Origin of the sequence: Enterovibrio sp. FF113, assembly GCF_041439165.1 — a bacterium.
In the GTDB taxonomy this organism is placed as follows: domain Bacteria; phylum Pseudomonadota; class Gammaproteobacteria; order Enterobacterales; family Vibrionaceae; genus Enterovibrio; species Enterovibrio norvegicus_A.
In genome coordinates, this window is the sequence record NZ_JBGONO010000008.1 from 17014 (window position 1) to 30199 (window position 13186).

Annotated in this window: 11 protein-coding genes; 5 read left to right on the plus strand and 6 right to left on the minus strand. The window is 47.0% G+C overall.

The annotated features are described in order from the left end of the window. Positions 1–110: 110 nt before the first annotated feature. The 6 genes from ACED36_RS07935 to ACED36_RS07960 form a co-directional block, all read right to left on the minus strand. Positions 111–1856 carry a lysophospholipid acyltransferase family protein gene (locus tag ACED36_RS07935; RefSeq protein WP_017003051.1) on the minus strand — a complete coding sequence of 582 codons (1746 nt, stop codon included), beginning with the start codon at positions 1854–1856 and terminating at the stop codon, positions 111–113. A gap of 119 nt (positions 1857–1975) precedes the next feature. Next, complete coding sequence (locus ACED36_RS07940) at positions 1976–2404, minus strand: YHS domain-containing (seleno)protein (protein ID WP_016959875.1); 429 nt, start codon at positions 2402–2404, stop codon at positions 1976–1978. Between the two features lie 135 nt (positions 2405–2539). Further along, the gene (locus ACED36_RS07945) at positions 2540–3295 is read right to left on the minus strand and encodes an NRDE family protein (RefSeq protein ID WP_017003052.1); all 756 of its coding nucleotides are present in this window, start codon (positions 3293–3295) and stop codon (positions 2540–2542) included. Beyond that, a complete protein-coding gene (locus ACED36_RS07950) occupies positions 3296–3871 on the minus strand; it encodes a DinB family protein (RefSeq protein WP_371733064.1) in 576 nt (191 codons plus the stop codon). Between the two features lie 71 nt (positions 3872–3942). After that, complete coding sequence (locus ACED36_RS07955; RefSeq protein ID WP_371733122.1) at positions 3943–5019, minus strand: D-alanine--D-alanine ligase; 1077 nt, start codon at positions 5017–5019, stop codon at positions 3943–3945. A 47-nt stretch (positions 5020–5066) separates the two neighbouring features. Next, the gene (locus ACED36_RS07960; protein ID WP_016959879.1) at positions 5067–5645 is read right to left on the minus strand and encodes a DedA family protein; all 579 of its coding nucleotides are present in this window, start codon (positions 5643–5645) and stop codon (positions 5067–5069) included. 235 nt (positions 5646–5880) lie between these two features. Here ACED36_RS07960 and ACED36_RS07965 point away from each other — a divergent pair, with 235 nt between their 5' ends. From ACED36_RS07965 to ACED36_RS07985, 5 genes are all read left to right on the plus strand, one after another. Further along, complete coding sequence (locus ACED36_RS07965; RefSeq protein WP_371733065.1) at positions 5881–6243, plus strand: nucleotide pyrophosphohydrolase; 363 nt, start codon at positions 5881–5883, stop codon at positions 6241–6243. 212 nt (positions 6244–6455) lie between these two features. Next, on the plus strand, positions 6456–10202 hold the full coding sequence (locus tag ACED36_RS07970; protein WP_371733066.1) for an EAL domain-containing protein: 3747 nt from the start codon (positions 6456–6458) through the stop codon (positions 10200–10202). A 125-nt stretch (positions 10203–10327) separates the two neighbouring features. Beyond that, positions 10328–11518 (plus strand): L-2-hydroxyglutarate oxidase, encoded by a 1191-nt coding sequence (gene lhgO / locus ACED36_RS07975; protein WP_371733067.1) that lies wholly within the window; start codon positions 10328–10330, stop codon positions 11516–11518. Between the two features lie 199 nt (positions 11519–11717). Next, positions 11718–12092 carry a hypothetical protein gene (locus ACED36_RS07980; protein ID WP_371733068.1) on the plus strand — a complete coding sequence of 125 codons (375 nt, stop codon included), beginning with the start codon at positions 11718–11720 and terminating at the stop codon, positions 12090–12092. 250 nt (positions 12093–12342) lie between these two features. Continuing rightward, positions 12343–13017 carry a M50 family metallopeptidase gene (locus ACED36_RS07985; RefSeq protein WP_016959884.1) on the plus strand — a complete coding sequence of 225 codons (675 nt, stop codon included), beginning with the start codon at positions 12343–12345 and terminating at the stop codon, positions 13015–13017. Positions 13018–13186: the final 169 nt, after the last annotated feature.

Genomic DNA, 13186 nt, shown 5'->3' on the forward strand with positions numbered 1-13186 from the left:
CCAAAACAGCGCCCTATCGGCGCTGTTCTTTATTGGGTGTTTATATCAAGAGCGAGACCAAGAACTAGAGCGCGTACTTAAACCTTAAGCCATAGGCTAGAAAGGTTTGGCTACAGCGCTTGATGGCTTTCGAGGTAAGCCTCTGCTTGCTCTTTACCCATATATCGTCCCAATGTCTTCGCTTGTACGTTGCGCAAGTCGACCACAATCAACCCATCTAACGCGTTGTTAAACGCCGGATCGACATTGAAACACACCAACTTCCCGTTCAAACCAAGGTACTGGCGCAGTAACACTGGCACACCCAAACCGCTGCTCATTCTGCTTATTACTCTCGATAACACTTGCATGTCACCCAACGCAGATAGCATTGAGGTGTGCCATGGCACAGGCTCTGAGGTTTCTAGTGGCGTGGTAGGTTTCACCAACTGTGCCATGTTGTCGTCGTAATGATGAACGCTCAAGCTTTCTGCCAATAGACGTCTTGCTGTCAGGGGATAATCATTGCTGATGCTCACAGGGCCAAACAGAGTGGTGATATGCGAATGTCGGCTGACATATTCCGCAATGCCTTTCCAAAGTAATAACAATGCCGACAAGCTACGCTGATATTTTACATCGATCACCGAGCGTCCCATTTCCAGCGATACGTTCATGCTGTCGACAAACCGCTCATCATATTGAAACAGACTGCGCGAATAGAGCCCTTCAATTCCGTGTGTTTTCACAATGTCCTGGACCTGCCCTAAACGATAAGCACCCACCATTTGTTGTGCTTCTCTGTCCCAAATAAACAAGTGCAGATAATAGTTATCGTAGTCATCCAGATCGCACGAAAGCCCTGTCCCTTCGCCCACTGCTCGGAAGTTGATTTCACGCATGCGACCAATTTCTTTAAGAATGCAGGGGATGTGCTCGCTGGTTGTGCAATACACATCAAACTCGCTCGACGACAGTAACTTGGCATCGTCTGGTAGGGTTTTGATTTCAGCTTCGATGACATCTGTCCCGACCGAATCAATGATAGGTTCGCCATCACTGCTAGCCAAAGCACTGACGGCTTTTTCTTGATTCAGCAGATAGGTGTTCAAACGCAAATAATTAACCAGTGCATCATCGTTTTCAAACGCCCGACACTCTTTCCATTTGATCGGTTCACCGATGGTCAGAGGGATAGGTTTTCCACGTTTGTTGAGCAATTCTCGCCCGAGCAACACAGTGCGAAGTAGTGGGTGAATCGTTCCTGCACGATAAAACTTGCGGCTGTTACGCCCACCGATAAAAATAGGTACGACAGAGGCTTTGTGCTTTCTCACAATGGCCGCCACAGAGCGGCTCCATGCTTTGTCATTTAACAAGCCATTTTCGTCGAAGGTCGACACCTCTCCGGCGGGAAACACCAGTAACAGTCCACCGTCACCAACGTGCTGATGCGCTTCTCGCAGCGCGCGCATATTGGCACGACGAGCACTTTCGCCTTCAAACACATCCACGCCGATAAAGAGATCGCTCAGCTCAGGAATACGTTTAAGGTAGTAATTGGCGAGCACTTTCACATCAGGCCGCACTTCACGCAGCACTTTGGCAAGGATAACCCCTTCCACACCGCCTAACGGATGGTTGGCGACAACGACAGAGCTTCCTGAACGGGGAATATGATCAACTTCTTGTGACACAACTTGATAATCAATGCCCAACACATCAAGGGTATAAGTCAGAAAATGATCGGTATCTATCCCTTCTGGGCGAAGGCGATAGTATTTGTCTAAAGTGCGGAGCCCAGTTAAGGACTCCACTGTTTTTTCAACCACGCCAAACGGCGTTTTTCTTGGCAATAGAAAGGGGCTGGTATTCATTCTCTCTCCCTGATGAAGCCAAGTACGTGCAACACGGTAAGTTGCAACTCGTGAATGCAAAATGGCACCATGATGCCGTCTTTAGCCCCTTATCTATAATAAGGCGCCTCTCGTTTTTTCTAACGTTTCACCCAGTTCAAATCGCCCTGAGAAATGAAGCCGGGAACATCTTTTTCCCATTTGCCCTGAATCGATTTGTCGTAGTTCAGGTAAAGCTTTCCATCGACGATTTTCCAGTAAGCTGGGTCGCCAGGAGCAAGGTCATCTTTTTCTGCAATGGCCCATGCGCAATAGCCGCCATATTGAGGGGCGTACTGTTCGGGATTGGCCAAAAATTTGTCGAGATTGGCTTGGCTTGAAAACAGCCATTCCGCGCCTTGGTACTCCGTTTTAAAGTCAGACTTCCCTTGCACAGGGCCGCCTTCAAAATAAGAAACCGTGTCGTATCCACTCACCGCTTTGTTACTGAAAAAACCCGTGTAAACGTCTTCAGCCGCGAACGTAGCCGCGGAAAAGAACAGTGAGATCAATAGTAAAATTCGAGACATTTCATCACTCCATTTTTTAATAATTCGTTGCTGGGAGATATGACCGAGCAGTGCACTTTTCCTTTCACGACTTTTCGCTTTTCTGCGAGGTTTTTAATCACTCGTTTGAATCAATGTTCACGTCTATCTGCGCCTTTAACCTTGATCACTCGCCACCAGCTTAAGTGGCTGGTTCTTTCTCACAAGCGCTGTCGTTACCGCCTCACCGTTTTGGCAGGGAGGGCCATCCACGTAGACCATTTCCACCTGCTCAGGGGTCACCTTAAGGTGGGTAAAACTCACAGTATTCGCGTCTTCACGGTGCATGCACACCGATTTATAACCTGCCTCTGGTACATGACTGCGGTGAAATTCCCACGCTTTTTCAACGCTGCGCGGCGCAGTTAGAATCACAGTATGTGCCTGTCTTCGCGCCTGCATAACTTCAGTAAACGCAACAGAAGACGATATCATGGGCTCAATACTTGGCCTTTGGGTTAGTACGTGGCCGTCCCATTGAAATGCGATCACATGACCTTGTCGTGACGACAAATCTGGTGCGAAAACCAGCAAGGTAAACGGCGCATACGATCCCAAATGGCGTGTATTTAACGTCGCTACCACATCTGACACCATGGCCGATGGTGCGAGCATTTTCACCAATAAGCCTCGGCTTATAAGCGGCAATTCAGGAATGTCACCTTGGTAGTAATTCAATAAGCAGAGCGACAAGCCATGCTGATTAGTCGCCATCCATGTGCCGCCACCATCAGGATCGACTGGCATCATAAAAGCCGTATTACGGTGCGCAAATAATTGAGGTGAGAAGGCGATAGCACGCCCTTTTTGTTCATCGCGATTGAAAAAAACGTCGTAGCCCGACTCATGCAGCAACCAACTTACCGTGCACATTTAGTCGCCTCCTCGATAAAAAGTCGCGGTCGCAGGTGCCATACCAAAGGTCTCGGCGGTTGATATATCCTGCGCACACAAACTCACGCGGATAAGTGCAAAGTGATGCACCGCATGGCTGGCAACAAAAGACAATTCACGACCAAGGGTGGATTGCGTGACGGACGCGACATGGTGTTTCAAGCTGACTTCTCCACTAACGTTCATGCCCGTTGAAAGGTTCGCTTCACTTATCGTTTCCAGCCAATGATAGAGCGATATCCACTCTTCAATGGCAATGCTTTTTTCTCTCTCGACAGGATGGGCGCGGCGACGAATGTCGTAATCAACAAAATCAGAGTTCGGCCAAACTGTGATCGCGTGAAAAACATCGAGAATATGGCGCATGTGCTGCCCAATGGCACTTTGCAGGTACGGCGTTGCCACATGGTTATATTGCTCATCAGATAGCTGATGTAGCAGCTCCAAGGCTTGCGCCGCGACATCCATCCCGCCGATAACTTCGGCTGGCACTTCTGCTCGCGCATCTTTGACCGCACTTAGATTGTGATTGCTCACGGCATCCTTTGCTAACATGCTTTCCCCTTCATTTTTCACATACTCTTTTTTTTTGTTATTAAGCCTAAGTACATTCATCGACTCGCGCTTTAATCCGTAGATGGATAATGTTGCACCAACGCTTTTTCACGCCGCCATGCTTTATAAAGCTCAACCAACGTCGGCACCTTGTGACCCGATTTACGCTGTAAATCGCCAATTTCAAACAAGATACGGTACTGTTCTAGCAAGGTTGAAAACGCATCTTTCAACGTCGCGCCTCTGTCCCAAATATGGGCGGCTTCACTGCTCGCTCCATTGACTTCGATAAGCGCGAAATCGTCACCTCGCATCAAGCTTTCAATGTCGCTGAATTTGAGATCAATGCGCCCGTAGTGATAACCGGGGAAATCATCAAAAATTTCATCTAATCGAGCAACTAATGCGTCAGTAATGTATTCACTGCCATTTCTAAAGATAGCGCCTCGACAGTGACTGCCTGCAAACGCCAACCTAAAGGTCTCACCAGTGGCTAATACCAAATCGAGCTTGTCTTCATGACGGGCACGATACAAATGACGCAATTTTCCGGCGCGAGGGTCATCATCGATCAACTGCGCTAACGAGCGCTTTCCATCACCAATTACGAAGGGGTTGTATTTCAGGGTAAGAGAGAAAATCCGACCGCGTTTTTCACCGGGATATCGCACATAGAAAACGCCCGCTTCAGCATTATACGGCGCTTTCTTTTGCAACATGAGCCGTGCCCCATCAGGGAAAAGGCGCAGGTATTCTTCCAATTCGGCTTTGTTTTCAACCAAACGTACACCCGCACCACGACAACCTAAATCCGGCTTCGCCACCACAGGAAAACCTAGCCCTGCTTGATGCAAAGTGGTGAGTGCCTGATGCGCTTGTGTTTCTGCTGGGACGGTGGATTTTTCCCACATCACATAAGGCAAAATCCATGGTTTGGCTTTTTCTCCCGCCAGCGACAATATGGCGTCTTTGGATTCGCCCACCATGCCACTGAGTTCAATACCAGGGTTAGCAATAAGGGGGAGACTTGCGCTGCGATATTTAATGCCATGCCAAATCCACTGCACGGCAACTGGGGTATAAAACACCCAACCGGGCCAAAACTCAAAAGCGGAAAATGGGTTACCTTCCATGTTCAATGGTGGCATCCCATGATTAACGGGTAAGGCAGGTGCTGTTTTTTCTTCCACCAATTTTAATCTGTGCAAACCGCTTTCTCCTTAAGCTTGTTGCCTGCAAAACGGTTAATAACAATAAGCAAAATCAGCACGACAGGAATAAGCGCCCAACTGACATTGCTGTTAATCCATTCGATTTCACCGAGTTGGTAAACCAATGTGAACACCGCGGCAGTCCATAGTGTTGTTGCAAACACCACAGCCATTAAAAAATCACGTAGCCCAACGCGGAAAAAACCACTCAGGCAGAAGCCGACGAAACGTAAACCCGGAACAAATCGAATGAGGAAAAGATTGCCGATTGCGTGTGCGCGCAGTTTTTTTCGAATCACCCTTACACTCGGTTTCGTCAGCAAAAAACCACGTAAACGACGCCATTTTCGAGCCCAATATCCAAGCGCATACAAGCCAGCATCGCCCGTGGCGATACCGATAAAGATAGCGAGCAGTGCCATAGGCACAGACATTACGCCCTGAGAAGCGGCGACACTTGCCGTAATGATGGCGAGATCTTCAAGGAGATAGGACAGCAAAATCACCGCAAAAAAAAGCGTTAGCGGCGAATACTGTAAAAGGGTTGTTGTCACGTCATTCAAAAGGCGCGCTCATGTGGCTATTAAACTCTTAGAGAATAGACAGGTTCAACGACGTTTCGCTTTCAGATTACTAAGAAAGTCTTTAAATTCACAAAAATAGGACACGCTTTTCTTCAAATTTGTTCCATGACGAGACATTGAGAATTTTCTGATTGACCATCGCGAGCAAGCTATTTTCACCACATGATTAACGTGACAAACTGGCGTTCAAAACCCGTTAACAGGCAGTGACAGCATGAAAAACACCGCGATATCTCCTTTTGTACGCTTACAAAGTGAACTGGCGAGTTTCGCCAAAGCACGTGACTGGGAGCAATTCCACAACCCGAAAAACCTCGTGATGGCTCTAAGCGGCGAAGTCGGTGAGCTGGCTGAATTATTTCAGTGGTTAACCCCAGAACAAGCGGCTGATTTTCCGAAAGAAAAGAAAGAAGCCTTGGCTCATGAACTGGCAGATATTCAGCTGTATTTGCTGCGTATTGCAGAGAAGTGCAATATTGATCTTGAAGAGGCCTGTGATAAGAAACTCGTGCTTAACAACGAAAAATATCCCGTCGAAAAATGTTATGGTCGCGCCGTTAAATACAACGAGCTATAGATTCTCCACTCCTTTTCGTCAGGTGAAAGCGCCTAAATTCACATCCCACAAGTGAGACATGGGCTAAACTTTTGATAAAGGACACGTGTGCTCAGTATCCCCCTTTAGGCGGATACTGGGCACATTGATCTCCTCCATCCGGTAAGCAGTCAGGATAGGTAATTAATTTTTAATCATTAATCAATTTTCGCGACTAAACAATGGATGAGTAGATGGCACTCTCTGACGAGCAAGTACAATCAAAAGACTTGTTTTCTAACGATGCCTTGCTCGTGCGCGCCATGCTGGTGTTTATTGGCTGTCTATCTTTATCGCTGGTAGCCATCTATCTACTCAGACAACCTGGCAGTGCAGCCTTCACTTGGTACGCGAATGGTTTGGCCATCGCGCTGATATCACTCGCACCGAATTCTCAACGTGCCGCGCTGACCGGCACTGCCTTTATTGCCATATTGCTGGCTAATATACTGTTTGGCGATGGTCCACTTCAGAGCATACAACTCGCTTTGTCCAACACCGCGACGATTACTGCTGGCTGCGTGGCTCTCGTTTATGCCAGTCGAAACGCTTCACCCTTCTTATCAATGCAGAGCTTTTCCATTTTTATTGGTCTAACGGTTTTACTCAGTCCTTTGCTTGGCGCTATCGCGGGTGGCTATACATTACATAAAGCGCTTTCAATCCCCTTTAACGACGTCGCCCTGGCTTGGTATTTCGGTGATGTGATTGGCATTTTGGCGATGACACCCGTGACCTATATCTTGCTCAAGCGACCTATCGAACTGCCATCGTCATTTTCTAATATGAAAACAGTCTGTTTGATATTAGGTATCACGGCTCTGTCGGGCTATCTCCTCTCGCATGTGTCATACCCTTTCATTGCCATTGCCTTTGCACTGACTTTCGCCTGTGCCGTATTGGATCGACTCTCTGCGTTTATTACTGCATTTCTCGTGTCCATGGTTCTCGATATTTTAATGGTTTCTCCGTCAACCAACCTCGCATTTTCGGATGCTGCCGCTAATCCTGCGGGCTTATTGCCCCCCATCGCTGGCGCAATGTTGATCGGTATCTTGTTGGCAGTGAAATCCGCCAAGTTGCGACAAATACAGAAAATGAGTGCTGAGAAAGCCGCCCTATTTTCCGGTGCCATGCATGCATCCGTGATCGGAATGGTCATGGTGTCGCCTGAAGGTCGCATGATTAATGCCAACCGCAGTTTTTTAGCCCTTGTCGGGCTGAGCGACGAAGACCTTCAACGCAAGAATTTCAATCAGCTTGTGTTTCATTCAGACAAACACGATGTGAACGAGCAATGCCAAAAGCTAGCGGCAGGAGAGACGGATAGCTTCCAACTCGCGTTACGTTTTTTAACCAAAAATAAACGGGTTTTATGGGTGAAAATTGGCGTTTCCGCCGTCAGAGATCAATGGACAGACGATGTAATTCATTTTGTCTACCAAATACAAAATATTGATAAAGAGCGCCGCATTGATGCAGAGCGAAACATGTGGTCTCAGAAATTTGAGTTTGCGCTGGGCATAAACCGCATCGCGGTTTATGAAATGGAATGTCATACCAAATTCATGCATTTGTCAGACAATGCTTATCAAGCCATTGGCATCAAAGCGTATACAGTTAAACGTCTGTATGAATGGATGGCCCATATTCATCCTGATGATCTCAGAGAATACCAACACTCTGTCTCTAGAATTGGCCTAGAGCCCGTGGCGATGGAATACCGCGTGATTGACGATGAACAAAGCTATCGCTGGATACGTGATTGCAGTCAGCCTATTGAGCAGTTAGATCAAGACTCGACCAAGAAAGTCATTGGCACGATGACAGATATCAGTCATGAACGCGATGCCTCGAAAGACATCGAACTGATTGATCGCTCAGCATTAGCACTCAAAGCTGCCCAGTTTGGCGTGTGGGAGTACAGCCCCATAAACGATGTGTTGTATTGGAACCCTGAAATGTACGCTCTGTTTGGAATGAAATCGGGGGAGTTCATTGACAAACGCATGTGGCGCAACCTACTCCACCCTCACGATCGCCGTCAGTTTGATGCCATGTTTGCATTGGCGATTAACGGCGCTCACTATCACACCCATGTACGCCGAGTGCTTGACGGTAAAGAAAACCCGCATCATTCACTCATGGCAAAAATCACTCTCGATGATAACCATCCGCACTTAGTTGGCGTGTGCACCGTGACGCCGCATGTTTCAGCAGCGAACACCCCGCAAGAGAATGCAAAAACACAGCTAGCATCGGCTATCCATGCTTCGAGTGAAGGCATTATCGTGCTAGATACAAACCTCAATATTCAAGTGATAAACCAAAGTGCCCGTGATATTACCCATTGCAGCGCAGACAGCGTTGGAAGCCGAATTGATGCTTGTTTTTCACTGTTTGATGGTGAAGCGCTACTTTCGCTTGAGCGCATGTTAGTTAATACACCTAGCAACGATTTCATGCTAGATAGTGTATTTTGGTTGAAAACCACGCGAGGCCTTGACGTTCAAGTCGCGCTGTCTGCCAAACCCGTATTCTCAGAAGAAGGCGGACTTGAAGGATGGATTCTCACGCTGCAACATACGGCGAAAGCAAGTTGGATGGATCAGACAGATAACGATTTGCGATTGGATAAATTAACAGGCTTGCCCAATCGCCGCGATTTTGACCATGTGCTGCAACATCATATCGACACGTTGCAACAACATTCGGGGGAGCACACACTCGCTGTTGTTCAACTTGAAGGACTAGGAGCGCTAAAGGACTTACTCGGTCGACCTGCACGGGATCAAGTGATCAAGTCTGCTGCGCTTGTTCTAAAAGCCAACGTACACAAAGCCGGATATCTTGCACGGATCAGCGATGACAGGTTTGCCATTTTACTCCAACACTGCGCGCCGTCTCATGCGTTCGAAATCGCCAAAGAAATCACCACTAAACTGGATCACCTCAAATACACCCACGATGCCAAAGCGTTTTCAATAGAAAGTGCCATTGGTCTTACCGCAGCCAACACATTAGAGATTCCCCCTTTTCAATTGCTTTATCACGCTCAAGTCGCCTTGGCATTGGCTGTTGATGGTGAGGCTCCCCATGTGTCTCTCTTCGATGAATCAACACCAAAGCAAAGCATGCAACTCAGTAGAGATAATCTGCTACAACAAATCGACACAGCAATTGAGCAAGGTTCATTCACGTTACTTTGCATGCCGATTGTTCCCCGACGAAACGGCCTTGCGACATGGCATGAGCTTTTGATCAGAATGATCACAGAAGATGGACAGCTGCTGCTCCCAAATACGTTTTTTAGTGCCGCGGAGCAAACAGGACGCCTGATAAAAATTGAACGCTGGGTGTTTAGTGAAGTGCTGGAAAAACAAGCACAGGCATTACATGACGCGAATCTTTCTGTCGCTGTTAACCTTTCATCTGAAGCTTTCTACAACAGCGCCTTTGTTGAACATTGCACAACACTCATCAAACAGAGTGCGCTACCGGCTTCAAGCCTGTGTATTGAAATCAAAGAAAACACCTTACTGATAGACCCAATGAAAGCCAGAGATGTCGTCTCAACGTTCCGTGCTTTAGGCTGCTCAGTAGCCGTTGATAACTTCGGAGCAGAACTCACCTCATTCAGCCATTTAAAAACCCTAAATGTCACCATGCTCAAAATTGATGGCAGCATTATTTCTCTGATGCGATCGAGCCGAGTGGAGAAACGTATCGTTGAATCCATCAAACAGATTGGTGACACCCTCAACATCAAAACAGGGGCACAGAAAGTCAACAACGAAGAGGACTATCAGCAAGTACAAGATGCCGGCCTCGACTACACTCAAGGTTATGTGTTCGGCGAGCCTCTCCCACTATCGCGTGTCATATCCTCAGCAAAAGCGGGATTAAGCAACCACCTCTTATTCCCGAGATCCGCCAGCTAACTCGCCCAACTCTCGGACACTCGCATCACAGACTGGCCGATCCCTCCTTTTCATTTCGTTCATTTTCGCCTTCAATGCTAACGTTGAGCGAAACGCTTTGTTGGACAACACGCTAGGACTGGCAAATGAAGAATTGTGACTATCTGGTAATTGGCGCAGGCATTGTTGGGCTTAGCGTGGCGCATGAACTGCAAACTCGCTATCCCGATGCACACGTCGTGGTGGTGGATAAAGAAGACCAAGTCGCCAGTCATCAAACTGGCCGTAACAGCGGTGTGATTCACGCAGGTGTCTACTACACACCGGGCAGCATGAAAGCCAAATTCTGTACCGAGGGGAACCTAGCGATTAAAGCGTTTTGCCGCGAGCACGACATTCCTTTTGAAGAATGCGGAAAACTGCTAGTTGCCACGAATGACATAGAACTTGGTCGCATGGAAGCATTAAAAACCCGCGCCCAAGAAAACGGCTTGGAATTCGAGGTTTTAGACGCGGCTCAACTTCACCAAAAAGAGCCAAACATTGAAGGGGTTGGCGCGATATTTGTGCCATCAACAGGCATTGTCAATTACCGCCAGATCTGTGAAAAACTCGGAACACTGATCAAGGAGAGCGGCGGCGAGGTTATATTCAATAGCAGCGTCGAATACATACAGGAAACCGAGGAAGGTGTGACGGTTGTTGCTGGCACCCAGATCCTCCATGCCGACAAGGTGATTGCCTGTGGCGGTGTCATGTCAGATCGCATTGTGCGTATGCTCGGCAAAACGCCAGATTTCCAAATCGTGCCTTTCCGAGGCGATTATTTCCAGCTTCCACAGCGACACAATGGGATTATTTCTAGTCTAATTTACCCCATCCCCGATCCCGACCTGCCCTTTCTCGGCGTTCACCTCACCAAGATGATTGATGGCTCGGTCACCGTCGGCCCTAATGCAGTGCTAAGTCTTGCTCGCGAAGGGTACTCGCGGTTTTCATTTTCTTTCAAAGACACCGCAGAAATGCTGCAATATGTCGGCTTTTACAACGTTATTCGACGCAATTTTTCTTCAGCGATGAAAGAGTTACGTAACGGGGTATGGAAGCCGGGATATCTCAAAGAAGTGCAGAAATACTGCCCGTTGCTAACCAAAGAGGATTTGCTCACATATCCTTCTGGTATCCGAGCGCAGGCGGTCTATCAAAACGGCGACATGGTGGATGATTTCTTATTCCATCAAACCCCACACACCTTGGTGGTATGCAATGCGCCATCGCCAGCCGCCACGTCATGTTTTCCGATTGCGAACTTCATTGTCGATAAATTAGACGCATAGCGGCTGTTCTTACCTTATGCGCACAATATTTTGTTGGCCTCGACTCTCAAGATATTTTATACCGTTCAGATTAAGTAAGCGGTCATCAATTTGCACTCAAAATCATCCAAGACAATCTTGTCTTCAATGTCTATTGAGATAGTATTTTGCTAGAAAACGCTCATAATCTTGCTACAAAACACTTAAAGAAAAATTACCCATGACTGATTTTCAATACTACTTTCATCAACTTCCTTGTTTTAACTGTAAAAAAACCAAAGTCAGCACGGATCTTGGTTGGTTAACGGCTGCGATGAAAGATGATGTCGTCGCGCAAATGGCTGCGATTATCGCGCAAGGCAACGTTGAACCCGATCTTTCAGTGCACGTTACTTGCACTAAAGACGAAGCGCGTGACTACTTATTGCTGAATTTCTACGGCTACTCAGAAGAAGAACTCGCAAATCAAGTGAAAGCGGAAGATGAGCAAGAGGTCGCGGATGAAATAGCAGAGCTACTGGCAGAGGGTAGCGAAGCAGCCGTCTTTGAACATGAAATCGCGCTGCAAAGTTGTACTGATTGCGACATTGATTAATCGTTAAACCAAGCGCAAATATTCAGTTTGCCCATGTTCGTCATACACAACATGATGTTCAATTTATTCAAGGCGTTAGAAACTTAGGGTTTGATAACGCCTTTTTCGTTTCTGCGATTTTTCTCAAGTACCATTTACAGTGTTTACCATTTACACATGTGAAAAGTTACACTCGTAAAATTCCAGAATAGGCTTTTCTTGCCATATCTTGAATAAAGGCAATTTTGTTCTTAGTCGGTTGAGGTTATCGATGTTTAAACGCATACAACAACACGCGAAAGGGGATCTGTTTATCTTTCTTCTTTTCGCTTTTTTAGCGTTATGGATGCATCATTTCAGTCATTCGGCAATATTGAGTTATTCACTAAAACCCGTTGAGGTTTTTCTCCATGAGGGCTCACACGCGCTTGCTACTTTACTGACTGGAAACCACCTTCAAAGCCTGCATCTAGCGTGGAGGGAAGGACATGTTATTTCCGCGGTTAGTGGACGGATAGGTCAGATTATTATTGCTTTCTCTGGTTATGCGGGTGCGTCTCTTTGGGGGCTTCTTATCTACGCCACGAGCATTAACGCCAGTAAGGGTATAAAAGTTGTTCTCATTGCTTTCAGCGCTTTTTTCTTCCTGTATATTGACAGTCTGACAACGGGCCTGATTTTAAGCTTTGTGATCGGCGTATTTGTCGTTAGCTGGTACCTTGGTAAAGCTGGCAGTTATTTCCTCCGATTCCTCGGCATTTTCGTCATGCTGAACTCCATCTACTCACCCACTTATTTATGGTCTTATGATCAGACGGGCGATCATGTGTCCTTAAGTAAGCTAACCTTCCTGCCTTCGTTCGTGTTTATCCTGATCTGGCTTGGTATTGGTTTGTATTGCTTTAAGTTGGCATATAACATCACGCTCAAAAAACAGCAGCAGTGATACACAGCCACTCTCTTTATGCAATTCGCGACAGAATCTTCAAACCATTGTTATGGTTTACATTGTTATCAGAAAGTCGTGTTCAACTGAAACGAACTGACGGCGTAAGGGATAATCGTCAATCGTGTTATTTCGCAACGCCCAGTTCGGCTTAATGTGGTTTTAAGTC

Excerpts from the sequence above, each read along its gene's own strand:
- ACED36_RS07940 (WP_016959875.1), bottom strand. The coding sequence starts at position 2,404 with ATGTCTCGAATTTTACTATTGATCTCACTGTTCTTTTCCGCGGCTACG.
- ACED36_RS07950 (WP_371733064.1), bottom strand. The coding sequence starts at position 3,871 with ATGTTAGCAAAGGATGCCGTGAGCAATCACAATCTAAGTGCGGTCAAA.
- lhgO (WP_371733067.1), top strand. The coding sequence starts at position 10,328 with ATGAAGAATTGTGACTATCTGGTAATTGGCGCAGGCATTGTTGGGCTT.
- ACED36_RS07935 (WP_017003051.1), bottom strand. The coding sequence starts at position 1,856 with ATGAATACCAGCCCCTTTCTATTGCCAAGAAAAACGCCGTTTGGCGTG.
- ACED36_RS07945 (WP_017003052.1), bottom strand. The coding sequence starts at position 3,295 with ATGTGCACGGTAAGTTGGTTGCTGCATGAGTCGGGCTACGACGTTTTT.
- ACED36_RS07980 (WP_371733068.1), top strand. The coding sequence starts at position 11,718 with ATGACTGATTTTCAATACTACTTTCATCAACTTCCTTGTTTTAACTGT.
- ACED36_RS07970 (WP_371733066.1), top strand. The coding sequence starts at position 6,456 with ATGGCACTCTCTGACGAGCAAGTACAATCAAAAGACTTGTTTTCTAAC.
- ACED36_RS07985 (WP_016959884.1), top strand. The coding sequence starts at position 12,343 with ATGTTTAAACGCATACAACAACACGCGAAAGGGGATCTGTTTATCTTT.
- ACED36_RS07965 (WP_371733065.1), top strand. The coding sequence starts at position 5,881 with ATGAAAAACACCGCGATATCTCCTTTTGTACGCTTACAAAGTGAACTG.
- ACED36_RS07955 (WP_371733122.1), bottom strand. The coding sequence starts at position 5,019 with ATGCCACCATTGAACATGGAAGGTAACCCATTTTCCGCTTTTGAGTTT.